23 protein-coding genes are annotated in these 22,256 nt (G+C 61.7%); 18 read left to right on the top strand and 5 right to left on the bottom strand.

Annotated features, from left to right (window positions below):
* The first annotated feature begins 171 nt into the window (after nucleotides 1-171).
* From L0U81_RS03560 to L0U81_RS03550, 3 genes are read left to right on the top strand one after another with little or no spacing between them, the layout of a single operon-like run.
* Nucleotides 172-951: a hypothetical protein gene (locus L0U81_RS03560; protein ID WP_233800210.1), complete on the top strand. Its 780-nt coding sequence runs from the start codon at nucleotides 172-174 to the stop codon at nucleotides 949-951.
* A 27-nt stretch (nucleotides 952-978) separates the two neighbouring features.
* Nucleotides 979-1,464, top strand: a complete 486-nt coding sequence (locus L0U81_RS03555) for a hypothetical protein (protein WP_233800209.1) — start codon at nucleotides 979-981, stop codon at nucleotides 1,462-1,464.
* The gene (locus tag L0U81_RS03550) at nucleotides 1,461-1,790 is read left to right on the top strand and encodes a hypothetical protein (protein WP_233800208.1); all 330 of its coding nucleotides are present in this window, start codon (nucleotides 1,461-1,463) and stop codon (nucleotides 1,788-1,790) included. Before L0U81_RS03555 ends, L0U81_RS03550 begins: the two co-directional genes overlap by 4 nt.
* A gap of 26 nt (nucleotides 1,791-1,816) precedes the next feature.
* Here the strand turns inward: L0U81_RS03550 and L0U81_RS03545 are convergent, their stop codons facing one another.
* Complete coding sequence (locus tag L0U81_RS03545) at nucleotides 1,817-3,148, bottom strand: aspartate aminotransferase family protein (protein WP_233800207.1); 1,332 nt, start codon at nucleotides 3,146-3,148, stop codon at nucleotides 1,817-1,819.
* 400 nt (nucleotides 3,149-3,548) lie between these two features.
* Between L0U81_RS03545 and urtA the strand changes: the two genes are divergently transcribed.
* The 15 genes from urtA (at nucleotide 3,549) to ureG (ending at nucleotide 16,646) form a co-directional block, all read left to right on the top strand.
* Nucleotides 3,549-4,847, top strand: a complete 1,299-nt coding sequence (gene urtA, locus L0U81_RS03540; protein ID WP_233800206.1) for an urea ABC transporter substrate-binding protein — start codon at nucleotides 3,549-3,551, stop codon at nucleotides 4,845-4,847.
* 164 nt (nucleotides 4,848-5,011) lie between these two features.
* Nucleotides 5,012-6,649: an urea ABC transporter permease subunit UrtB gene (gene urtB / locus L0U81_RS03535; RefSeq protein ID WP_233800205.1), complete on the top strand. Its 1,638-nt coding sequence runs from the start codon at nucleotides 5,012-5,014 to the stop codon at nucleotides 6,647-6,649.
* 1 nt (nucleotide 6,650) lies between these two features.
* Nucleotides 6,651-7,850, top strand: a complete 1,200-nt coding sequence (gene urtC / locus L0U81_RS03530; RefSeq protein ID WP_233800204.1) for an urea ABC transporter permease subunit UrtC — start codon at nucleotides 6,651-6,653, stop codon at nucleotides 7,848-7,850.
* Nucleotides 7,850-8,713: an urea ABC transporter ATP-binding protein UrtD gene (urtD, locus tag L0U81_RS03525; RefSeq protein WP_233800203.1), complete on the top strand. Its 864-nt coding sequence runs from the start codon at nucleotides 7,850-7,852 to the stop codon at nucleotides 8,711-8,713. The genes urtC and urtD overlap by 1 nt, the downstream gene beginning before the upstream one ends.
* Before the next feature lie 40 nt (nucleotides 8,714-8,753).
* Entirely contained in the window at nucleotides 8,754-9,446 is a 693-nt protein-coding gene (gene urtE / locus L0U81_RS03520; protein WP_233800202.1) for an urea ABC transporter ATP-binding subunit UrtE, read from the top strand.
* Between the two features lie 75 nt (nucleotides 9,447-9,521).
* Nucleotides 9,522-9,881: a hypothetical protein gene (locus tag L0U81_RS03515; protein ID WP_233800201.1), complete on the top strand. Its 360-nt coding sequence runs from the start codon at nucleotides 9,522-9,524 to the stop codon at nucleotides 9,879-9,881.
* A gap of 53 nt (nucleotides 9,882-9,934) precedes the next feature.
* Nucleotides 9,935-10,132, top strand: a complete 198-nt coding sequence (locus tag L0U81_RS03510; RefSeq protein WP_233800200.1) for a hypothetical protein — start codon at nucleotides 9,935-9,937, stop codon at nucleotides 10,130-10,132.
* A gap of 75 nt (nucleotides 10,133-10,207) precedes the next feature.
* Nucleotides 10,208-11,077 carry an urease accessory protein UreD gene (locus L0U81_RS03505; protein ID WP_233800199.1) on the top strand — a complete coding sequence of 290 codons (870 nt, stop codon included), beginning with the start codon at nucleotides 10,208-10,210 and terminating at the stop codon, nucleotides 11,075-11,077.
* Between the two features lie 218 nt (nucleotides 11,078-11,295).
* A complete protein-coding gene (locus tag L0U81_RS03500) occupies nucleotides 11,296-12,108 on the top strand; it encodes a transporter substrate-binding domain-containing protein (RefSeq protein WP_233800198.1) in 813 nt (270 codons plus the stop codon).
* Nucleotides 12,109-12,254: 146 nt separating this feature from the next.
* On the top strand, nucleotides 12,255-12,557 hold the full coding sequence (gene ureA, locus L0U81_RS03495; RefSeq protein ID WP_008923043.1) for an urease subunit gamma: 303 nt from the start codon (nucleotides 12,255-12,257) through the stop codon (nucleotides 12,555-12,557).
* Between the two features lie 25 nt (nucleotides 12,558-12,582).
* On the top strand, nucleotides 12,583-12,888 hold the full coding sequence (locus L0U81_RS03490; protein ID WP_233800197.1) for an urease subunit beta: 306 nt from the start codon (nucleotides 12,583-12,585) through the stop codon (nucleotides 12,886-12,888).
* Nucleotides 12,889-12,952: 64 nt separating this feature from the next.
* Nucleotides 12,953-14,659, top strand: a complete 1,707-nt coding sequence (gene ureC / locus L0U81_RS03485) for an urease subunit alpha (RefSeq protein ID WP_233800196.1) — start codon at nucleotides 12,953-12,955, stop codon at nucleotides 14,657-14,659.
* Between the two features lie 2 nt (nucleotides 14,660-14,661).
* Nucleotides 14,662-15,303 carry an urease accessory protein UreE gene (ureE, locus tag L0U81_RS03480; protein ID WP_233800195.1) on the top strand — a complete coding sequence of 214 codons (642 nt, stop codon included), beginning with the start codon at nucleotides 14,662-14,664 and terminating at the stop codon, nucleotides 15,301-15,303.
* Nucleotides 15,290-15,970: an urease accessory protein UreF gene (locus L0U81_RS03475; protein ID WP_233804195.1), complete on the top strand. Its 681-nt coding sequence runs from the start codon at nucleotides 15,290-15,292 to the stop codon at nucleotides 15,968-15,970. Before ureE ends, L0U81_RS03475 begins: the two co-directional genes overlap by 14 nt.
* 19 nt (nucleotides 15,971-15,989) lie before the next feature.
* Nucleotides 15,990-16,646, top strand: coding sequence for an urease accessory protein UreG (gene ureG, locus L0U81_RS03470; protein WP_233800194.1), 657 nt, complete (start codon nucleotides 15,990-15,992; stop codon nucleotides 16,644-16,646).
* Between the two features lie 133 nt (nucleotides 16,647-16,779).
* Here the strand turns inward: ureG and L0U81_RS03465 are convergent, their stop codons facing one another.
* The 4 genes from L0U81_RS03465 to L0U81_RS03450 form a co-directional block, all read right to left on the bottom strand.
* Nucleotides 16,780-17,823: a DUF2806 domain-containing protein gene (locus L0U81_RS03465; protein WP_233800193.1), complete on the bottom strand. Its 1,044-nt coding sequence runs from the start codon at nucleotides 17,821-17,823 to the stop codon at nucleotides 16,780-16,782.
* 36 nt (nucleotides 17,824-17,859) lie between these two features.
* The gene (locus tag L0U81_RS03460) at nucleotides 17,860-18,282 is read right to left on the bottom strand and encodes a hypothetical protein (RefSeq protein WP_233800192.1); all 423 of its coding nucleotides are present in this window, start codon (nucleotides 18,280-18,282) and stop codon (nucleotides 17,860-17,862) included.
* A gap of 46 nt (nucleotides 18,283-18,328) precedes the next feature.
* Nucleotides 18,329-18,724: a lysozyme inhibitor LprI family protein gene (locus tag L0U81_RS03455; RefSeq protein ID WP_233800191.1), complete on the bottom strand. Its 396-nt coding sequence runs from the start codon at nucleotides 18,722-18,724 to the stop codon at nucleotides 18,329-18,331.
* Between the two features lie 798 nt (nucleotides 18,725-19,522).
* Nucleotides 19,523-22,003, bottom strand: a complete 2,481-nt coding sequence (locus L0U81_RS03450; protein WP_233800190.1) for a transglycosylase SLT domain-containing protein — start codon at nucleotides 22,001-22,003, stop codon at nucleotides 19,523-19,525.
* Between the last annotated feature and the right edge of the window lie 253 nt (nucleotides 22,004-22,256).

Genomic DNA, 22,256 nt, shown 5'->3' with positions numbered 1-22,256 from the left:
CTTTTCGGCTCCCACATCAGCGGGAACGGTTGCGAAAACTCCACAAAATCAAGGCTCGCAAAAGTCGCCGCGATTTTGGGCCGTCGCCCATATGCGGACAACCTCGAGCACGGTATCTATCTGGATGCTGCCATTCCGGGCAGCAACTTCAAATAGATCGTTGAAATACCTATGTCCCGGTCCTTATTCGAGATGCACTCCGTGGAGCTTTTCTGTCAGAGGCCGCTGGGTGCCTGTTACGTAATCTGCGACGAACGGCACTACAAGGCGTGCCTCGGAAAGGCCGCAGACCTGCAGAAGGCCAGGGCGGAGACCCTGGAATTTCTGGGTATTGCCGAACTGAATCAAAGGAAGTGGAAGGAGGACCTGACGCTGGTCAGGCGTCTCATTGATCGTAAGTTGCTTGCGTTTCATGGTGTGCGAAACTGGAACCCGAACACCGATGGCTGGTGGATCATCAATGCACTTCTCAACGATGTGCGCAAGGGCGCCCGGCTTGCCATCAAAGGCCCTCGCGCTGACCTGTTTCCACCTCCCCACTGCACGCCGGTGAGGAATCTCCCGGCGAGGGAAGTCGATCTCCCGAACGGAGAATCCTTGCTGGCCAGCCGGTATGTTCCGATCACCTGGCAAACCCCGTTAATCGCCGCGCGCGCAGTCACCGATGGTAACGACCTCGCCGACGATCGGAACACATCAACGCTGCTCGGCCATGCGCAGCCGTTCGACTATCAGCATGATTTGCCGAACGGCGACGCGATGGAATTGGCTGGTAGCGAAGGAAGGCCGCGCAACAATTTCGCGCAGAACAAACAGACCAATGACGTTGCCAGAATTCTGCGCCTGACTCCCGATCAGGCCCAGCAGCTTCATCACGAGCTTCGCAATCAGCCTCCAATGGGATTTCACGAAATCATGGAACGGGCCAAAGACATGTTCAATCTGTGGTGACACCAGACAGTTTGAGGAGAACTTTTAATGATTAACGATCAAAGAGAAATCGAGCGTCGCTTGTCGGTACTTCAAGGCGTGGAATGGAGCGGCGTCAGTCGTGCAGCGGATATGCTTACCTTGGGTTTTGGTCCGAAGCACGAGGAGAAGGACTTTTATGGTGTACCCAGGCAGGTCAGCGCGTGGGCTCTGCATATTCAGTGCGTCTGGACGCTCAGTGAGGCGGGCAAAGTCATCGCAACTGAAGAATCTCTCGAGGGTTCCGACGAGGAGGCCAACGCATTCGCACTGCGTCTGCGGCAATTGCTAGCGCGAAACGTACCCATCATCGTCGAGAGCATATCGGTCAACTCCGACTGCGGCCTGATCGTTTCCTTGTCGCAAACGTTCCGTTTGATCGTAGCGCCGGACGTAACATCGGATCGCGAGGACTGGCGGTTCTTCGAGTCCAAACGCGACGCGAAACATCTGGTGATTGAGGGCGGAACTGTCGCTCCTGAATCGTTCGATTGAAGCGCAAAATCCGACCCTCGAGAGTCGGCTCTTTTGTGCGCGTCTTTCCCAGCTGTTTGTTCGTAAGGCCTGACCGCGCCACAAAGCACCCGATAGCCATGCCCCATCCACTACACGACCTGCTCGACAAACTCGACGATGCCAAAATTCACTATTCGCTAAGCCGCCAACGACGAGGCAGCGTGCTTGTTTCCGTCACCGTCGTTGGCCAGCGCATCGAAATCGACGTGTTCGGCGATGGGCACATGGAAGTGTCCCGTTTTGTTGGGCACGAAGATATCGAAGGCGGCGCGGAATTGATCGACTCGATCATTGCCCTTGGCTAAGCTCGCGCGCCCTTCGCGAGCCGCCCCTACGCCGTCTCCCTCAACACCTCCGCCACCGTCCCAAAGATCTCCTCGATCTGCGCTTCATCGACAATCAACGGCGGCGAGAACGCGAGAATATCGCCGGTATAGCGCGTGAGCACGCCCTTCTCGTAGCAGCGCACGAACACGTCATAAGCACGCGCCCCGGGTGCGCCATCGCGCGACGCCAATTCGACACCGCCCACGAGCCCCAGATTGCGCACGTCAATCACATACGGCTCGCCGCGCAGCTTGTGAATCGCGCGTTCAAACACCGGCGCCATCCGCGCGGCGCGTTCGAACAGCTGCTCGCGTTCGTACAGATCGATAGTCGCGCAAGCGGCAGCCGCCGCGATCGGATGCCCCGAATACGTATACCCGTGAAACAGCTCGATGCCGCCCGGCGCGCCATCCACGATCGTGTCGTGAATCTTCGCGCTCGCCGCGACCGCACCCATCGGCGCCGCGGCGTTGTTGGTGCCCTTGGCCATCGTCAGCAGATCGGGCGTAACGCCGAAGTACTGCGCAGCGAACGGCGCACCGAGCCGTCCCCAGCCGGTGATCACTTCGTCGAAGATCAGCAGGATGCCGTATTTGTCGCAGATCTCGCGCAGACGCTGCAGATAGCCCTGCGGTGGGATCAAAACACCTGTCGAGCCCGCCACCGGCTCGACGATCACCGCGGCAATCGTCGACCCATCGTGCAGCGCGACGAGCCGCTCGAGTTCGTCGGCCAGATGCGCGCCCCACACGGGCTGCCCCTTCGAAAACGCCGCCTCCTTCAGATTGAGCGTATGCGGCAAATGATCGACCGCCGGCAGCAACCCACCTGAAAACGCCTTGCGATTCGGCGCGATACCACCGACCGAAATCCCGCCGAAGCCGACGCCGTGATAGCCGCGCTCGCGTCCGATCAGCCGGGTCCGCTGCCCTTCGCCTTTCGCGCGGTAATAGGCAAGCGCGATCTTCAGCGCGGTATCGACCGCTTCGGAACCCGAGTTCGCAAAAAAGATGTGCTTCAGATCGCCAGGCGTATGACGCGCGATTTTAGTCGCGGCCTCGAAGGCCTTCGGATGCCCCATCTGGAAGGTGGGCGCGAAATCCATTTCCGCGGCCTGCGCCTGCACCGCCGCGACGATCTCGTCGCGGCAATGGCCCGCGTTCACGCACCACAAGCCCGCCGTGCCGTCCAGAACGCGGCGGCCATCGTGGGTCGTGTAGTACATCCCCTTCGCGCTCGCGAGCAGCCGGGGTGCGCTCTTGAACTGACGGTTCGCGGTAAAGGGCATCCAGAAAGCCGACATATCGGGTGGGCTGACGGTGGCGGTTTCGCTCATGTCGGGTCTCCTCGTTCTGCATCCGTGGTCTTTCAGTGTAGGCAGAGCACACGCCATGCACAAAGACGCGGCGCACTTATGCCGTTCATGCACCGCTGAAGCACCGGGTGCGCCCACGGCGATTCGCTGGCGGCGAAGTACGCTTCGTGGCGGCGCGACGCGCACCCGAACGAGGCGCGGCGCGCGCGACTGCACCAGTTTCGCGCCGCGGCATCGATGGAGCGGCGCGCTCGGCCCCTCGCCGATAACCGCGCCGCAGCAGGCATCAAGTGCCAGGCGCGTCGAATGCGTCACATGGCATGTGCCTTGCAGTAGACGAGCGGCAAGTCGTGCGAGCTCAGCCTGGCTGGCTGAAATTGACGCTCATAAACAGTGACCACCAATGGCAAGGGGAAAACACATGAAACGTCGCAGTCTGTTGAAGTTCGGCTCCATGTCGGGCGCGCTCGCGCTCGCGGGCCGCGTCCCGTTCGCGCACGCGCAATCCGATAGCGGTCCGATCAAGGTGGGGATCCTGCATTCGCTGTCCGGCACGATGGCAATCTCCGAGACGTCGCTGAAGGACACCGCGTTGATGACGATCGCCGACATCAACAAGAACGGCGGTGTGATGGGCCGCAAGCTCGAGCCGGTGATCGTCGACCCCGCGTCGAACTGGCCGCTGTTCGCCGAGAAGGCGCGCCAGCTTCTGACGCAGGACAAGTGCGCGGTCGTGTTCGGCTGCTGGACCTCGGTGTCGCGCAAATCGGTGCTGCCGGTGTTCGAGGAGCTGAACGGTCTGCTGTTCTATCCAGTGCAGTACGAAGGCGAGGAGATGTCGCGCAACGTGTTCTACACCGGCGCCGCACCGAACCAGCAGGCGATTCCCGCGACCGAATACCTGATGAGCGCCGAAGGCGGCGGCGCGAAGCGCTTCTTCCTGCTCGGCACCGACTATGTGTATCCGCGCACGACCAACAAGATCCTGCGCGCCTTCCTCAAATCGAAGGGCGTACAGGAAGCCGATATTCAGGAGGTCTACACACCGTTCGGCCACAGCGACTATCAGACCATCGTCGCGAACATCAAGACCTTCTCGCAAGGCGGCAAGACCGCGGTGATCTCGACTGTGAATGGCGATTCGAACGTGCCGTTCTACAAGGAGCTCGGCAACCAGGGGCTGAAGGCGTCGGACGTGCCGGTCGTCGCGTTCTCGGTCGGCGAGGAGGAGCTGCGCGGTATCGATACGAAGCCGCTCGTCGGCAATCTCGCGGCCTGGAACTACTTCATGTCGGTGCGCAACCCGACCAACGAGAAGTTCAAGAAGCAATGGGCCACGTGGGTCAAGGACAACAACCTGCCGGGCGGCTCGAAGCGCGTGACCAACGATCCGATGGAAGCGACCTTCGTCGGCATTCACATGTGGAAACAGGCGGTCGAGAAAGCGAAGAGCACCGAAGTCGACAAGGTGCGCGTCGCGATGGTCGGGCAGACTTTCGCGGCGCCGTCGGGCTTCACGCTGGAGATGGACGGCAACCACCATCTGCACAAGCCGGTGATGATCGGCGAGGTGCGCGCGGATGGCCAGTTCAACGTCGTGTGGCGCACCAAGGGACCGATTCGCGCGCAGCCGTGGAGCCCGTTCATCGCCGGCAATGCGGGCAAACCGGATGTGGTCAGCTCGATTCCCGCGTTCCTGCGGCGCACGCGAGTCGCTTGACGGGTCGGCTTGAGCATCGGGGCGGCTCGCGACGGCAGTGTGGCGCGCGGTTCGCCGCGCCCGCCAATGCGCGGCCACGTCACGCTGAAGGTCCGGCGACGTCTCACGCGGCACCGTCGCCCACCTGATCGGCTCATCGATTCAACCCTGCGCAAAAGGCCATCATGGCGTTTTCATTTCCGACTTCCGTACGGCGACGCGGCGCGGCGCTGCTGCTGCTGCCGCTCGCGATACTTCTCGCCGCCGCGCCGTCCGCCGCGTTCGCGCTGACTCAGGCCGACGTTGCGCCGCTCGCCGGCGACGACTTCGAGGCGAAGTCCGCCGCGATCGACAAACTGATCGCCACGCACGACTCCGCGTCGCTGGCCGTGCTCAAGGCACTCGCCGACGACAGCGCGCTCGCCACCGACGCGGGCGCGGTTCTGCTGCAGGACGGCGACGCCACACGCGATGCCGTCACCGGCCAGCCGGTCACCGCGAGCGACGCCCAGCCGGTCACGCTGAACAACCTGCTGCGCTCGAAAGTAGCGGGCGCGCTGTCGGGCCTGCGACTCGCCTCGCCCGACGAGGCGACGCGCGCAGCCGCCGTCGATGCGCTGCTGCAAAACCCCGATCCGTCCATCAAGCCGCTCGTCGACGCCGCGCGCGCGAAGGAGACCGATCCCGCACTGAAGAAACGTCTCGACACGCTGTGGGCGATGAGCGCCTTGCACGACCCGGATCCGGCGAAGCGCCTCGAAGCGGTGCAACTGGTCGCCGCGCGTCACGACCTGGAGATGAACGAGCTCCTGCGCCCGCTAGTCGCGAAGAAAGCCGACGGCACATTTGCCGAAAGCGACGAGCGCGTGCGCGCAGCCGCGCAAAGCGGCATCGATGAACTCGATGCGATCCAGCGCCGCAGCCAGATCGCGGGCACGCTGTTCGCGGGGCTGTCGCTCGGCAGCGTGCTGTTGCTCGCCGCGCTCGGCCTCGCGATCACGTACGGGCTGATCGGCGTGATCAACATGGCGCATGGCGAATTCCTGATGATCGGCGCGTATGCGACCTATGTCGTGCAGAACCTGTTTCAGCGCTTCGCGCCTAACCTGTTCGACTGGTATCCGCTTCTCGCGATACCGGCCGCGTTCGTCGCGGCGGCGCTGGTCGGCATCGTGCTCGAACGGCTGGTGCTGAAGCACCTGTACGGCCGCCCGCTCGAAACGCTGCTGACCACCTTCGGCGTGAGCCTGATCCTGATTCAGGCGACCCGCATGCTGTTCGGCGCACAGAACGTCCAGGTCGTCAATCCCGCGTGGATGAGCGGCGGCGTGACCGTGCTGCCTAACCTGATCCTGCCGTACAACCGGCTCGCGATTCTCGCGTTCTCGCTGATCGTCGTCGCGATCGCGTGGGCCGTGCTCACGCGCACGCGGCTGGGTCTCTTTGTTCGCGCGGTCACGCAGAACCGCCGCATGGCCGCCTGCGTCGGCGTGAAAACCGCGCGAGTAGATTCGTATGCGTTCGCGTTCGGCGCGGGCATCGCCGGGCTTGGGGGCTGCGCGCTGTCGCAGATCGGCAATGTCGGGCCCGATCTCGGCCAGAGCTACATCATCGATTCGTTCATGGCGGTCGTGCTTGGGGGCGTCGGCCAGCTTGCGGGCACCGTGCTCGGCGGCTTCGGTCTCGGGCTCGTCAGCAAGGCGATCGAACCGTTCTGGGGCGCGGTGCTCGCGAAGATCGCGGTGCTCGTGCTGATCGTGCTGTTCATCCAGAAGCGTCCGCAGGGCATGTTCGCCTTGAAGGGCCGTAGCGCGGAGGCTTGAGATGGCATCGGCTACTTCATCGGCAAGCCCCACTTCCGCTTCGTCGGCTGGCGTCGGTGCCGCTGGCGCCGGCGGCGCGCGCGAGTCCAACACCGGCTTCGCGCTCGGCCTGCCGCCGCGTCCCGCGTTGCTGTCGCGTCGCGCGTGGCTCGCGCTGATCGCGCTGATCATCGTGTTCGGCCTCGGCGTGCCGTTCGCGGCTCTCGTGATTCCCGAGACAAGCGCATTTCATCTGTCCGCGTACGCGATGACGCTGACCGGCAAGTTCATGTGTTACGCGATCGCGGCGCTCGCACTCGATCTCGTGTGGGGCTACTGCGGCATCCTGAGTCTGGGTCATGCCTTGTTCTTCGCGCTCGGCGGCTACGCGATCGGCATGTACCTGATGCGCGCGATCGGTCACGACGGCAAGTACGGCAGCGATCTGCCCGACTTCATGGTGTTTCTCGACTGGCACCAGTTGCCGTGGTACTGGCACGGCACGCAAAATCTCGGCTACGCGCTGCTGCTCGTCGTGCTGGTGCCGGCCGTGGTCGCGTGGGTGTTCGGCTTCTTCACGTTCCGCTCGCGCGTGAAGGGCGTCTATCTGTCGATCATCACGCAGGCGATGACCTTCGCCGCGATGCTGCTGTTCTATCGCAACGAAACCGGCTTCGGCGGCAATAACGGTTTCACCGACTTCAAGCGCATCGCCGGCTTTCCGATCACGCATCAGGGCACGCGCGCCGCGTTGCTGCTGATCACTTTCGCGGTGCTGATCGCCGCGTTCATCGGCGCGCGCGCGATCGTCACGTCGAAGCTCGGCCGCGTCGTGACCGCGGTGCGCGACGGCGAAACGCGGCTGATGTTCCTCGGCTACAGTCCGCTCGCGTACAAGCTGTTCGTGTGGACGGTGTCGGCGGTGCTGTGCGGCATCGCGGGCGCGCTCTATGTGCCGCAGGTCGGCATCATCAATCCAGGCGAGATGTCGCCGGGCAACTCGATCGAAATGGCGATCTGGGTGGCGGTCGGCGGACGCGGCACGCTGATCGGGCCGATCATCGGCGCGTTCGCGGTGAACGGCGCGAAGAGCTTTTTCACGGCGAACTTCCCGGAATACTGGCTGTTCTTTCTCGGCCTGATCTTCGTGCTGGTACCGCTGTTGCTGCCCAACGGCATCATGGGTCTGGCCGATCTGCTCACGCGCAAGAGGAACCGCTGATGAACGAAAACCCGATGGTTCCCGATCTGGACCTGCCCGAAGCGCCGGGGCAACGGTCGTTGAGCGGCGTCGCGAGCATGGGGCACGCGGTCGTCCCCGGCGAGATCGACGTCTCGCATGGCACGATTCTCTACCTCGAAGACGTGACGGTCAGCTTCGACGGCTTTCGCGCCTTGAACGCGCTGACGCTCGCGATCGACGTGGGCGAATTGCGCTGCATCATCGGCCCGAACGGGGCGGGCAAGACGACGATGATGGACGTGATCACCGGCAAGACCGAGCCCGATCACGGCAAGGTGTTTCTCGGCCAGTCGATCGATCTCACGCGGATGAACGAACCCGCGATCGCGCGCGCCGGGATCGGCCGCAAGTTTCAGAAGCCGACCGTATTCGAGCAGCATCCCGTGTGGGAAAACCTCGAACTCGCGATGAAGACCGACAAGGGCTGGTGGGCGTCGCTGCGCGCGCGGCTCGATCGCGACGCGCAGGCGCGCATCGAGGAAACGCTGGCGCTGATCGGGCTGGAGAGCGAAGCGCGACGGCTCGCCGGCGAGCTGTCGCACGGCCAGAAGCAACGCCTCGAAATCGGCATGCTGCTGATGCAGCAACCGGCGCTGCTGCTGCTCGACGAACCCGCGGCCGGCATGACCGACGACGAAACGATGCAGCTCGCGCAATTGCTCAATCACCTGCGCGGCACCTGCTCGATGATGGTCGTCGAGCACGACATGGAGTTCGTCGCGGCGCTCGCGGGCGACACGGGCAAGGTGACGGTGATGGCCGAAGGACGCGTGCTCGCGCACGGCACGCTCGACGACGTGAAGCGCGATGAGACGGTGATCGAGTCTTATCTGGGCCGCTGAGCGCGGCAGCGCGTCGTCAACCCGACAGGATGACTGAACAATGCTCGAAGTAGACCGACTGAACCAATACTACGGCGGCAGCCATATTCTGCGCGACGTGAAGCTGACCGTGCCCGACGGCAAGCTGACGGTGCTGCTCGGGCGCAACGGCGTCGGCAAGACCACGCTATTGCGCTGCCTGATGGGCGTCGTGCCCGCGAAAAGCGGAGCGATCGCATGGCGTGGCGCACCGCTGACGAAGCTGCCGACCTATGCGCGCGTCGCGCAGGGGCTCGCCTACGTGCCGCAGGGCCGCGATATTTTTCCGCGGCTGACTGTCGAGGAAAATCTGCTGGTGGGCGCGGCGAGCCGAAAGGCGCCGAAAAAAATCCCCGAGCGCATCTACGAACTGTTTCCGGTGCTGAAGGACATGCGCAGCCGGCGCGGCGGCGATCTGTCCGGCGGTCAGCAGCAACAGCTCGCGATCGGCCGGGCGCTGATGAGCGAGCCGCAACTGCTGATCCTCGACGAGCCGACCGAAGGCATCCAGCCGTCGATCATTCAGGACATCGGCCGCACGCTGCGGCAGCTCGTCGAGGAAATGGGCATGACCGTGCTGCTCGTCGAGCAGTACTACGACTTCGCGAAAGCGATCGCCGATCACTACTGGGTGATGAGCCGCGGCGAAATCGTCGCCGGTGGCGAGGGAGCGAACATGGATGCGGACGGCGTAAGGGGGTTGATAGCCGTGTAAGCTCGCTCAAGTTATCCGCCGCGCAACCGTTACACAGGCTAGGCAGCGCCGCAACGGTTCGATCAGGTGGACATCATGGACGACAAAAAGCAGGTCAGACGCGAGTTCTACAGAAACCCAGCCTCGTATTGCAGGGTGATGAACGTCGTGTCGGCGGTCACCTTCGGCTTATTCCACGTAGAGAGCGGCGGTACGGTCGGCATGCTGTCGGTGCGCTGGGAAAAGCTCGGCAACGAACTCGCGCCCCAATTGCACGCGTACTACGACAGCTGGCACGTGCTCGCGTCGTTTCCCGACGTGCTCGCGAGAATGGCCGAGACGACCGGTCCGTCATGCTCACCGGAAGCCTTCTGTCAGCTATTGCTCGACTGCGGCTTCATCAATCGCGCGGAGCGCGGCGTGGACGATCACGCCGAGCCGACACTCGTACGTTAGCCGCAACCCGACCGGGATTGTCGGCACAACATCAATTCAGTAAGGAGAAAAGCATGTCCGTGATGGTTCACGTCGAATATCAGTACTCCCAACATGGCAAGAGAGCGGTCCTGACAGGCAGCGAGTCGCTGACCGTCGAGGAAAACACCCCGCGCGCGATCCTTTCGTTGCTGCGGCTATTGCATCCGCAGTGGGAGGGCATCAAGGTGCTGTCGGTGAACGAGGCCTCGCCTGAAGGGACCGCGTCGTAGCCGACATCGCGCAGGTTGCGCGCGTCGACACGCGTGCTATCCTCGCTCGACCACGCCGATCCCCCATCCATCCGCATGTCGCTCCACGAAAACCACGCCACGCTCGCCACCGCGCACACGCCGTGGCGCGCGCGTCTCGAACTCGGTTTCGTCGGCGGTGACGGGCGCACGACGCTCGCGCACCGGCTTCACGATGGCCCGCTGCGCGTGCAACGGCCGCTCTATCCGGAAGGCCCGGCGATCTGCCATGCGGTGATCGTCCATCCGCCCGGCGGCGTCGCGGGTGGCGATCAACTCGACATCGACATCACGCTCGCCGCGCACACGCATGCGGTGCTCACGACGCCGGGCGCAACCAAGTGGTACAAGTCGAATGGCCGCGCGGCACGGCAGCGCATCGCGCTGCAGGTCGGCGAGCGTGCGAAGCTCGACTGGCTGCCGCAGAACAACATCGTGTTCGATCACGCGAATGCGCAACTCGATTTTTCGCTGACGCTCGCCGCCGGCGCGAGCGCGATCGGCTGGGACGCAACGCAGCTCGGACGGCAGGCGGCAGGCGAACGCTGGTCGGCGGGTAGCTTGCGCATGGTGTCGCGCATCGTCGGCGCAAATGGCGAGCTGCTGTGGTTTGAACGCGCGAGCCTGACCGCCGACGATCCGCTGCGCGACGCGCCGCAGGGGCTCGCCGGCTTTCCGGCCTACGGCACGCTGTGGGCCGTCGGCGCCGCGTGCGACGACGCGCTCGCCGAATCGCTGAGCGCGCAGTTGCCGTTCGACGAAACGTTGCGCGCGGCTGCGTCGTGTGTGACGCGCGGCGTGCTGCTCGTGCGCGCGGTGTCGCGGTCGATGGAAACGCTGCAGCACGCGCTCACGCGCTACTGGCTGCAATTGCGGCCGGTCGTGCATGGCGTCGCGGCGGTGCCGTTGCGGATCTGGTCGACCTGAGCGCGCCATTCCCCCTCTCGTCTTGATCACACACTTCGCGCACCACTTCGGCGCACGCGCAGGCCCCAACGATGGGCGCGAGTCAGCGTTGCGTGCCGACAAGTCACACCACGTCGCGATGGCACATAGCTTGCATCGGATTCGCCACTTCGCGGCCGGCCACGAGGAAGCCGGCGACAACCCGACATCAACGACACCACCACCACCGCTCACGCCCCATGAACCGCACTCTTTCCCGCCCCGCGCGCCGCGCCTTGCTGGCCGCATTGCTCGCCCTGCCCATCATCGCCGACCTCGCGTTTCATGCGGGTGCCGCGCACGCCGACACGCTCGACAACATTACGAAGGCCGGTGTGCTGAAGGTCGCCGTGCCCGAGGACTATCCGCCGTTCGGCTCGGTCGGCCCCGACATGAAGCCGCAAGGCTACGACATCGACACGGCCACGCTGCTTGCAAAAGCCATGAACGTGAAGCTCGAACTCGTGCCGGTCAACAGCGCGAACCGCATTCCGTATCTGCAGACCGGCAAGGTCGATCTGGTGATCTCGTCGCTCGGCAAAACGCCCGAGCGCGAGAAGGTGATCGACTTCTCGACCGCCTACGCGCCGTACTACCAGGGCGTGTTCGGTCCCGCCGACATCAAGGTGAGCGGTCCGGCCGATCTCACCGGCAAGACCGTCGGTGCGACGCGCGGGGCGCTCGAGGAAATCGGCCTCACGCAGATGGCGCCGAACGCGACGATCAAACGCTTCGAAGACAACAACGCGACGATCGCCGCTTTCCTGTCCGGACAGGTGCAACTGATCGCGGCCGGCAACATCGTCGCGGCCGCGATCCTCGCGAAGAATCCGCCGCGCCGTCCGGAGCCGAAGTTCGTGATCAAGAACTCGCCGTGCTTCGTCGGCATGAACAAGAACGAACCGCGCCTGCAACAGAAGGTCGATGCCGCGATCGCGCAGGCCAGACAGGACGGCACTCTCGGTGCGATGTCGAAGAAGTGGTTCGGTGCGCCGCTGCCCGCCGATCTGTAATCCTGCCAGCGCGGTTGTAAGCGCGCCGTTAGCCGGACTTGATACCGTGACCTGCTGATGGCGCGACGCGAGGACCCCGTCACCACGACGCGACGCAACGCAACGATCACGCCACCACGACACAACAACGCCGAGACTCACACCCGATGAAGCTGACACCTCGCGAGAAGGACAAGCTGCTGATCTTCACCGCCGCCCTGCTCGCCGAACGGCGCCGCGCGCGCGGCCTCAAGCTCAACTATCCGGAGGCGGTCGCCTTCATCACCGCCGCGCTGATGGAAGCCGCGCGCGACGGCAAGAGCGTCGCCGAGGTCATGCACTACGGCACCACGCTGCTCACGCGCGCCGACGTGATGGAGGGCGTGCCCGAGATGATCCCCGACATCCAGGTCGAAGCGACATTCCCCGATGGAACGAAGCTCGTGACCGTCCATCATCCGATTCCCTGAACTCCTCAGCGTCAAGGCAGGCTCCATGATTCCCGGCGAACTCCTCATCGACGACGGTGAGCACGAACTGAACGCGGGTCGCGCGACGGTCACGGTGATCGTGTCGAATACCGGCGACCGTCCCGTGCAGATCGGCTCGCATTACCATTTCTACGAAGTGAACGACGCGCTGTCGTTCGATCGCGAAGCGGCGCGCGGCTTTCGCCTGAACATTGCGGCGGGCACCGCGGTGCGTTTCGAGCCCGGCCAGGAGCGCACGGTCGAACTCGTCGCGCTCTCTGGTGACCGCATCGTCTATGGTTTCAACGGCAAGGTGATGGGCAAGCTGTAATGCGACGCCCACGCCCTGGCGTTTCGAGCGCTCCGCTCCGCCTTGTTCATTCCGGACCCACACCATGACACTACGCATTGGCCGCCGCGCATACGCGGAGATGTTCGGCCCCACCACCGGCGATCGCGTGCGCCTCGCCGACACCGAGCTTCTGATCGAGATCGAACGCGACTTCACGACCTACGGCGAAGAGGTCAAGTTCGGCGGCGGCAAGGTGATTCGCGACGGCATGGGCCAGTCGCAGCGCGTGCGTGCCGATGTCGTCGATACCGTCGTGACGAACGCGGTGATCCTCGACCATTGGGGCATCGTGAAAGCCGACATCGGCATCAAGGACGGCCGCATCGCCGCGATCGGCAAAGCCGGCAATCCCGACATCCAGCCGAACGTGACGATCGCGATTGGCGCCGCCACCGAAGTCATCGCGGGCGAAGGACTGATCGTGACCGCGGGCGGCATCGATACGCACATCCACTTCATCAGCCCGCAGCAGATCGAGGAAGCGCTCGCGAGCGGCGTGACGACGATGCTCGGCGGCGGCACCGGCCCCGCGACCGGCACGAATGCGACGACCTGCACGCCGGGGCCGTGGCATCTCGAACGCATGCTGCAAGCGGCCGACGGTTATCCGATGAACCTAGGCTTTCTCGGCAAGGGCAACGTGAGCCAGCCGGCCCCGCTCACCGAACAGATCGCCGCGGGCGCGATCGGTTTGAAGCTGCACGAAGACTGGGGCACGACGCCCGCGGCGATCGACAACTGTCTGTCCGTCGCCGACGATACCGACACGCAGGTCGCGATCCATACGGATACGCTGAACGAAGCGGGCTTCGTCGAAACGACGGTGGCCGCGTTCAAGGGCCGCACGATCCACACGTATCACACCGAAGGCGCGGGCGGCGGCCACGCACCCGACATCATCAAGGTGTGCGGCGAAGCGAACGTGCTGCCGTCGTCGACGAATCCGACGCGGCCATACACCGTGAACACGCTCGAAGAGCATCTCGACATGCTGATGGTGTGCCATCACCTCGATCCGTCGATTGCCGAAGACATCGCGTTCGCCGAATCGAGGATTCGTCGCGAGACTATCGCGGCCGAGGACATCCTGCACGATCTCGGCGCGCTGTCGATGCTTTCTTCGGATTCTCAGGCGATGGGCCGCGTCGGCGAAGTGATCATTCGCACGTGGCAGACCGCGCACAAGATGAAAGTGCAACGCGGCGCGCTGCCCGAGGACAACGCGCGCCACGACAATTTCCGCGCGAAGCGCTATGTGGCGAAGTACACGATCAATCCGGCGATCACGCATGGCATCGCGCATGAAGTCGGTTCGATCGAACCGGGCAAGTGGGCCGACCTCGTATTCTGGGAACCGGCGTTTTTCGGCATCAAGCCGTCGCTGATCCTGAAGGGCGGCATGATCGCGATGGCGCAGATGGGCGATCCGAATGCGTCGATTCCGACGCCGCAGCCCGTGCACTATCGCGAGATGTTCGCGACGCGCGGCGGCGCGTTGGGCCGCACATCGCTGACCTTCGTGTCGCAGCTCGCCGCCGATGCGGGCGTCGCCGAGCGCTATGGTTTGAGCAAGCGCGTCGTCGCGGTGAAGAACTGCCGCAACGTAACGAAGGCCGACATGATTCACAACGCGTGGCGTCCGAGCATCAGCGTCGATCCGGAAACCTACCAGGTGATCGCCGACGGCCAGTTGCTGACCTGTGATCCAGCCACCGTGCTGCCGATGGCGCAACGCTATTTCCTGTTCTGACCATGCGTACCCTGAACAAACTTCTCGCACCGCATCTGAAGATTGCGCCCGTACTCGTCAAGCGCGCGCCGACGTTGACGCTCGCATTCGATGAACGTCGCAAGAGCCGTCTGGCCGCGACGCTCGATAACGGCGAGGAAGTCGCATTGCTGTTGCCGCGCGGCACCGTGCTGCGCGATGGCGACGTGCTCGTCGCTGATGACGGCGCTCTCGTGCGTGTCGTTGCTGCTCATGAAGCCGTGCTTTACGTGCGCGCTGCGGATGCGTTGACACTGACGCGGGCTGCGTATCACCTCGGCAATCGTCATACGCCGGTCGAAGTGGGCGCCGATTATCTGAAGCTCGAATACGATCCGGTGCTCGCCGACATGCTTACGCGCATCGGCGCTACGGTCGAACAGGTGTCGCTGCCTTTCCAGCCCGAAGCCGGTGCGTACGGCGGCGGGCACAAGCATGGGCACGACGAGACGTTCGCCGAGGACTATGCGCTCGCGCAGCAGGTGTTTGACGAGCATCATGGGCATGAGCATGAACACGCGCATGGCCATGAAGGCTCTTCGCACTCGCACGATCACGGCCATGATCACGTGCACGACGAATCGTGCGGACATGGGCACCATTCTCATCATCATGCGCATCGCTGAACTTACCGCGCTGCTGCATCTCGCGTCGCCGGCGCTGCCGATCGGCGCGTTCAGCTATTCGCAGGGTCTCGAAGCGGCGATCGAAGCGCAGCTCATCACCGACGCCGACTCCGCGCGCAGATGGATCGAACGCGGCCTGACCGACGTGCTCGCGCGCGGCGAGTTGCCGTTCCTCGCGCAGCAGATCGAACGCTGGCGCGCACATGACGCCGTCGAACTCGCCGACGCCAACGCCGAATTTCTCGCGAGTCGCGAGTCCGCCGAACTGCGCCGCGAAACGGAGCAGATGGGCTGGTCGCTGCGGCAGCTATGCGTGTCGCTCGAATGGGGAGACGCGGCCAGACGCGCGACGCTCGCGTCTCTCACGCCGCTTGCGCAACCGACCGCGTTCGCGTTCGCCGCCTATGCGCACGATGCTCCCGTCGATGCCGCGCTCGCCGCCTATGCGTTCAGCTGGGTCGAGAACCAGGCCGCCGCCGCATTGAAGGCGGTACCGCTCGGCCAGCTCGCGGGGCAGCGCATCATCGTCGCGCTGCGCGAGCCGATCGACGCAGCCGTCGCGCGTGCGCTCGCGACTTCGCCTGACGACCTCAACACGTTCGCGCCGCAGCTCGGCATTCTGTCGGCGCGCCACGAGTCGCAGTATTCGCGGCTCTTCCGCTCGTAATACGATCACACGATCCATCATGAACGCATCTCATCATCCTGCTTCCCCTGCCCAGACCCGCACGAAGAAGCTGCCCCCGCTGCGCGTGGGCGTCGGCGGCCCAGTCGGCTCGGGCAAGACCACGCTGCTCGAAATGCTCTGCAAGGCGATGCGCGACCAGTACGACCTCGTCGCGATCACGAACGACATCTACACGAAAGAGGACCAGCGTCTGCTGACGGTGGCGGGCGCGCTGCCGGCCGAGCGGATCATGGGCGTCGAGACGGGCGGCTGCCCGCACACGGCGATCCGCGAGGACGCGTCCATCAACCTCGAAGCGGTCGACCGTATGCTCACGCGTTTTCCGGACGCGGACATCGTGTTCATCGAATCGGGCGGCGACAACCTCGCGGCGACCTTCAGCCCGGAGCTGTCGGATCTGACGATTTATGTGATCGATGTTGCGGGCGGTGAGAAGATTCCGCGTAAGGGTGGGCCCGGAATCACGAAGTCGGATCTGCTCGTGATCAACAAGACGGATCTCGCGCCGCTGGTGGGCGCGAACCTCGATGTGATGGCATCGGATGCGAAGAAAATGCGAGGTGAGCGGCCGTTTGTGATGTGTAATTTGAAGGCGCTCGAGGGGCTCGACGAGGTGGTGAAGTTTATTGAAAAGAAGGGGTTGTTGAAGGTGTGAGGGGTGGTTTTTTCGAACGCCTGTGGTCGCGAAAATGGTGTGCGTCGGATCGTGGTCTTCATCGTGACATTCGAAATCGATCCGGCTTTGCAGAAACTCGTGGGTCACGAGCCTTCACCAATAATTTGCTGATCTATTGGCTTGAATTTGCGTTTGGCGCTTCCACTCGGACATCGTTAAACACCTGAATCCGCCCGCCATCAATCTCCTTATACTGCCCAATTTTTACCTCGAACCCCTGCACCGCAGATGCTTCTCCGACCGCCTTCAGATACGCTTCGTCAGCGGCGACTGGATTTAATGCAAACACTTGCGCACCGAGCGGCGTCACTCGGTAGTTCTGGAGCGTCAGCTTTTTGGCTGCATCCTGTCCGGTCACCACAATAGCCCGCTCCTTCGTAAGCAAAGGCCTGACGAAACCGTCCGGAACCAAACTCGGTATAGATGCAGAGAGACCCATGCCGCCCGCCATGTTGATGAGCCCGAGTTCTTCAAGGAACATCAGATATTCGAATCTGATGCTCCCCTGCATGTCGCCTAGAACGCCGTATTTGAAGATAAAACCCTCTTGGAATATGAAGGGGCAAATTTGCTCGATTGCATGTGCCTCTTCTTGCGACAGATTTTTTACGAAGTCGAGAGTGGGCAGAGAACACGAGCCTGGTGCCTTGACCTCACCGGCGAGAATCTTTCCCCACAGTGACTGAAGCTCATCCGACGACACCCGAGCGGCACCATCACGCCAATTCCTCAGCCAGTCTGCATCTACGGGCTTGTCTATTACCGGCGTATCATCGTTACGCAGCAAGGCCTCTGCGTGTAGAACCGACTTCGCAACGTTGACCTCATCCAATACGGCCTGAGCGCCCCTCGCCTGAGAGGCCGCAGCAATCAGCTGAGTCATGTTCAACTGCGGCTCAGCCCGTCCGTCCACGACCTCTGTGTTCTGCTCAAGCAGCAGAACCCGCTGCCCCTCTCGATGGACTTTTTTTGTGCCTGCGCGAATCTCTGCGGCGTCATGCTCTGCTTGCGCAAGCAGAAGTATTTCCTCCGTTCGATTGGACAAGTCCGCGCGCGCGGCGCGACGGGCCTGCCACGGCTTGACGAATGAACCGATACCCTTGTCGACCAAAGAATCCCACATTTTGATGACAAGGTTCTCACCCGGAAAATCCATGGTCTGCGCTCTCTCAGATCAAATATGGCACTTATATTAGTCGAACCCTTTGCCGACGTAGGAGCCGTGTTGGTTGATGTGGCAACTTCCGTGGTAACTCCTTAAAACCACCACGGCAACACGTCCGCGGCATAAGGCATCGCGGCACTCGGTTCGATTCCCAGATTCCAGCCCTAGGCGCCACATACTCCCAACCGATTGCAGCCGTTCACCACGAAGCCCCGCCAGATAAAGCTGAGCGGGGCTTTTGTCTGGTATGGCCTCAAAGAGTTCGTCACCGGTAACAACCCCCGTCAGGCGGTTCTTTCCGGGGGGCGTAATCATTCCGACGCCATGCGGGCAGAAAACACCCCCCGCAGCCGATGTCATTTCGACTACAACTGGACGATAGGGAATGGGCCCCAAGTGGAACAGCGCCGCCAGATGATGGAAGCGTGAGCGGCGCATGTCGTGAGCCATTGATACGCCGCCGACTCAACCCCACACAGCTAAATTTCTATGAAATTTAATTAGCACCCATTTCATCCGAAATCATTTCAAGCTCGCTTGCCCTATCGAACACGGAACGCAGCATAAAATCGAGGCTTGTTGCCCTAGTCGTGCCGAACGCACCTGATACGTGTTCCGCGAGGAATTTGTAGTTATCATCCCTCCACGTAATCCATTCATGCTGAATTTTGTCTAAATATGCCTTATCTTCGGGTGCAAGTTTTTTAACAGCATTCGAATAAGCAACATTTAATCGTTTTTTTTGAAATGCAATTTCGGCAGTGACGCAATCTGACTGACCACCGGCACTGGATACCGTCTTACTACATTGCACGAATTGCTGTGAATAATTCCGCTCTTCCGCGTTGGCGGTGGATGATAAAAAAATTACCAGAATAATTCCAATTTTCAAGTATCTCATATATCAGATGCACCCTATGATGATGGGAAATGATTAATGGAACGCAATTAATTCCATCAATAGCACGCTGGAAACGTCGGCGGATGCACGCAATCAATCTCCGCCTTTGTGTATCGAGCGCAATATATCCCGGAGGCTGTTCGTTGACGGCATGAATGCGCGATTGGCAGATGATTCATAATGCGATAGTGTTCCATCTGATACTCTTCCGGCGGCTTGAGCACGCCCACATCCGATGCACACACCGGGATGGCATGAGCTAACGTGGAGTGCTCTTTGAAACACTCTTGCCTTTCTAATAAAGAGCACTCCAACTGGTTTACTTTGTGCTCGGCGCGTACTTTTGACCGTCAAAAAAGTACCGCTTACGAACACTCTCCTCAGCAGTTCCAGAAACGATGGCAATGCCAACAAAACCACCGCGTGACTTCCCGGCAATCGCCACACTATAGCCACCAGTTGAAAGCATGAGTGACGGATTGCCTGTTGACGGCTTTTCCACTAGCCATATGGGACCTAGCGCCGCGCCCCATCCACAAGCCTTACTAGTCGTGACAAACCATGTAGAGACCGAACTATTCGATGACAGCGGAATTTTTTTTCCTTGCACCTTGCAATTTAGCGACCCATAAGGTCTAAAGGAGATGTCCGATTCGATGGTTGAGCGAATTACTCGTGGGACTGGCCCAAGGTCTTGACTCTCCACAGATGCGAGAGGTTCGGAAGCGTATACAAAACCGGTTGCGCAGACTGCCGCTAGAATTAATAATATTGCTTTCATGCCTGTTCTCAGTCCGCCACATTAGAACAAATGCTATTCAAGATAAGATCAAATACTGGCATAACTTTAGATTCCGATATTTCTTTTCCACCGTATGCCAGACTTGGGCCATCATGGTGATACGCGTATGTCATCACAAAGACATTCCTGCCAGTGGCCCCGCCAGCGGTTGCAAGTCGCTTATTTTCCAAATAGTGCCTCACCATCGCATCAGCACCTTGTTCTGCATCGAAACGCTGACTATTTGTATTGATTCCGTACGAGCCTGCTGTTTGGTCGACAAATTGACCCAACCCTGAAGCGGAAGTCGTGCCTGCGGCAGCATCAGGATTAAAGCCGGACTCGTGACGAGTCATTGCCATGACCATCGCAATATCTTCCCTGCTCAGGTGATACTGACGGCCTTTTTGAACTATATAATTTATAACTTTAATTTGGGCGTCTTTTGACGCATCGCCACCCCTTCGGCTGTTACCGGCTATTCGACCCGGCGAAGTGTCAATTGGTAGTCGATAATGACTCCAACTCACAATTTGACTGTCTTTATATGCCGGCGCCGGGTGAGACACCCAAATTGCCTCATAGTTGATGCAATCGCATGATTGTGTATTGATAAAATTCCCAGCGAGCGCAATGGGATTGATGTGATACACATCGGAACCCGGGAAGCCGGAGACGCCAGCGGCAACCTCGTCCCACCACACAAGCTTCGCGATACGCTTTTTCTCCTCTTCATGCTCCGGCTTCGGCCCGGTGCGGTGCTCGATTGCGCTGACCAGTTTCTGCCACTTTGCCGGGTTGGCCCATTCGCTCTCGTGCTTTGGAATCAGACGAGATGCCCTGAACGCGGCCCACGGAAATCCGGAACCTTGGGGGCTTAGTCCCGCACTGCAAAGCTCGTCCGCCGCATGAGCACCGTCACCGCTCGGATAAAGGACGCCGTAGATTGAACTCATGAGCGGACTCAGCCTGGCAATGGACCCCGCACCGGGCACATCGCTGCCGAGCGCATAGTCCACATAGTCGCCAGCGGTCGCGAAAATGGTATGCGTCGGATCGTGGTCCTCGTCGTGACACTCGAAATCGATCCAGCTTTGCGAATACTCACGGGTGACGCGCCCCCCGGCAAAGCTCTGCTCACGCACCCACCCTGAGATCGGATTGCGTTGCACATCTGCGGCGTCCACTTTCCACCAGCGCCACTTGTACCCGTCGTCGCCGGCGTCTTTTTCGATGAACAGGTAACCGGGATCGTGCGGCAGTGTGGCAAACGCGCAAACCTGGGTCACATCGGTCTGTTCCGGATCCCGTGCGGGTTGCCCATGATCACGGTACAGGGTCGTTCCACGTTCCAGGCGCAGAATCGTCGGGTCTGCGGACAGGCCAAGCTGACTCCATTGGGTCGCGTTCACGCCGTTGCTGTTGACCCAGGTGCGGCCGGCCTTGATGAACTGCTTGATGTTCTCATCACAGAACACCTCGACGTGCGCCATCCTCGTTCCAGCCGTGCACTGGTCCAGCGAGTCATAGCGCCCAAGGTGGCCGATCAGGTCGCCCGCCTTGACGGGAATTCCCCCGCCTGTTCCCTGCGGATCACCCGGGCTGCACGTCCGGTCCGTTGTGACGACTACCCGGTCGAAGATCGAATCCGGGATGATCTCCTTCGCGACCGGTCCGCCGTTCTGCGCGCCCAGATAAATCCAGCCGGTAATGGCCACAGGGGGCGTGACATAGCCACCCGCCTCAGGCGGATACAGCGTTGCTCCATTCAGGTCCGTCAACTGGCCCCACGTACCCCCTGGCTCCTTCTTCCTGTTGCCGATGGTTACGCTCGCGCCCTGAGGCACGATGCCAATGATCTGGCCGTTGGGCGCCTGTCGCACACGCAGGCCAATCTGTCCATCGGCAGTCTGTCCGGCACGCGGTGAGGGCCGGTCCTGCGCGTAGTCCGTGATCGTCCACTGCCGCGGCCAGTACGCCGGTTTCTGCCGCTTCGGGAAATTGCTGTCATAGTCCGCGTTGGACATCAGATGCATGTACAGGCTGTAGAACCTCAGCTTCGTGCCACGCGGAAACTCCATCTCGTGGCGCACGAGGGCGAAGCCCGTACTGTAGGGCGCCTGAAACGGCCTGTTACCGCCGTCCACTGCCAGTTCGCTGAGCGGGTAGTCCCGGTTCGCGCGCCAGGCAATCAGCACGCCGTCCGCGATGCAGCGCAAGCCGGCTTCAAGGTCCAGTGATTGCCCGGCACCTGCTTCCGTAACGTGAATTCCGCCGTGCCACATGCCCTTGCGGCTGACGAGATACGAACCGGACGGCTCGCTTGCCGCGAGCAGCCGGTAGATGTCGTGCTCATCGGTGAATGGGGCTGACGCCCCGGGATTGCCTTGCGCCTTGTGCAGAAAGGGAAACGCAAATGCCAGTTGCGTGAGGCGTGTCGCGGGCGCTTGCGGTGTCTGGGGTGTATTCGGTGCGGGATTGCTTGTCATTGATCCGGTGCGCTCCTGGATGAATAGGGCCGCACTACTATGACGGACAGACTAGCAGCGTCAATTAGCCAAACTCTGAATTTATGCAAACGATTGTCGAGCGTTTTTGCAGGCAAGCTGCAGCATACTCGGTCGTGCTTTACACGTATTCAGGCGCGCCGATGTTCGCTCGTGAAATGCAGACGCGCAAGCAGGACCCGTAATTCGGGTATCCCTGCCGTGTACTCGCGCTTCAGAACGATCGACTCACCAT

Source organism: Paraburkholderia sp. HP33-1, assembly GCF_021390595.1.
Lineage (GTDB): Bacteria > Pseudomonadota > Gammaproteobacteria > Burkholderiales > Burkholderiaceae > Paraburkholderia.
The sequence above is the reverse complement of the archived record's forward strand: the minus strand, read 5'-3'. Positions and strand labels throughout refer to the sequence as shown.

What these genes read in the sequence shown, in the direction of transcription:
- urtB (WP_233800205.1), top strand. Translation starts at nt 5,012, where the DNA reads ATGGCGTTTTCATTTCCGACTTCCGTACGGCGACGCGGCGCGGCGCTG.
- L0U81_RS03450 (WP_233800190.1), bottom strand. Translation starts at nt 22,003, where the DNA reads ATGACAAGCAATCCCGCACCGAATACACCCCAGACACCGCAAGCGCCC.
- urtD (WP_233800203.1), top strand. Translation starts at nt 7,850, where the DNA reads ATGAACGAAAACCCGATGGTTCCCGATCTGGACCTGCCCGAAGCGCCG.
- ureC (WP_233800196.1), top strand. Translation starts at nt 12,953, where the DNA reads ATGACACTACGCATTGGCCGCCGCGCATACGCGGAGATGTTCGGCCCC.
- L0U81_RS03510 (WP_233800200.1), top strand. Translation starts at nt 9,935, where the DNA reads ATGTCCGTGATGGTTCACGTCGAATATCAGTACTCCCAACATGGCAAG.
- L0U81_RS03505 (WP_233800199.1), top strand. Translation starts at nt 10,208, where the DNA reads ATGTCGCTCCACGAAAACCACGCCACGCTCGCCACCGCGCACACGCCG.
- L0U81_RS03515 (WP_233800201.1), top strand. Translation starts at nt 9,522, where the DNA reads ATGGACGACAAAAAGCAGGTCAGACGCGAGTTCTACAGAAACCCAGCC.
- ureG (WP_233800194.1), top strand. Translation starts at nt 15,990, where the DNA reads ATGAACGCATCTCATCATCCTGCTTCCCCTGCCCAGACCCGCACGAAG.
- L0U81_RS03465 (WP_233800193.1), bottom strand. Translation starts at nt 17,823, where the DNA reads ATGGATTTTCCGGGTGAGAACCTTGTCATCAAAATGTGGGATTCTTTG.
- L0U81_RS03560 (WP_233800210.1), top strand. Translation starts at nt 172, where the DNA reads ATGTCCCGGTCCTTATTCGAGATGCACTCCGTGGAGCTTTTCTGTCAG.
- urtC (WP_233800204.1), top strand. Translation starts at nt 6,651, where the DNA reads ATGGCATCGGCTACTTCATCGGCAAGCCCCACTTCCGCTTCGTCGGCT.
- urtE (WP_233800202.1), top strand. Translation starts at nt 8,754, where the DNA reads ATGCTCGAAGTAGACCGACTGAACCAATACTACGGCGGCAGCCATATT.
- L0U81_RS03490 (WP_233800197.1), top strand. Translation starts at nt 12,583, where the DNA reads ATGATTCCCGGCGAACTCCTCATCGACGACGGTGAGCACGAACTGAAC.
- ureA (WP_008923043.1), top strand. Translation starts at nt 12,255, where the DNA reads ATGAAGCTGACACCTCGCGAGAAGGACAAGCTGCTGATCTTCACCGCC.
- L0U81_RS03460 (WP_233800192.1), bottom strand. Translation starts at nt 18,282, where the DNA reads ATGGCTCACGACATGCGCCGCTCACGCTTCCATCATCTGGCGGCGCTG.
- L0U81_RS03555 (WP_233800209.1), top strand. Translation starts at nt 979, where the DNA reads ATGATTAACGATCAAAGAGAAATCGAGCGTCGCTTGTCGGTACTTCAA.
- urtA (WP_233800206.1), top strand. Translation starts at nt 3,549, where the DNA reads ATGAAACGTCGCAGTCTGTTGAAGTTCGGCTCCATGTCGGGCGCGCTC.
- L0U81_RS03475 (WP_233804195.1), top strand. Translation starts at nt 15,290, where the DNA reads ATGCGCATCGCTGAACTTACCGCGCTGCTGCATCTCGCGTCGCCGGCG.
- ureE (WP_233800195.1), top strand. Translation starts at nt 14,662, where the DNA reads ATGCGTACCCTGAACAAACTTCTCGCACCGCATCTGAAGATTGCGCCC.
- L0U81_RS03500 (WP_233800198.1), top strand. Translation starts at nt 11,296, where the DNA reads ATGAACCGCACTCTTTCCCGCCCCGCGCGCCGCGCCTTGCTGGCCGCA.
- L0U81_RS03545 (WP_233800207.1), bottom strand. Translation starts at nt 3,148, where the DNA reads ATGAGCGAAACCGCCACCGTCAGCCCACCCGATATGTCGGCTTTCTGG.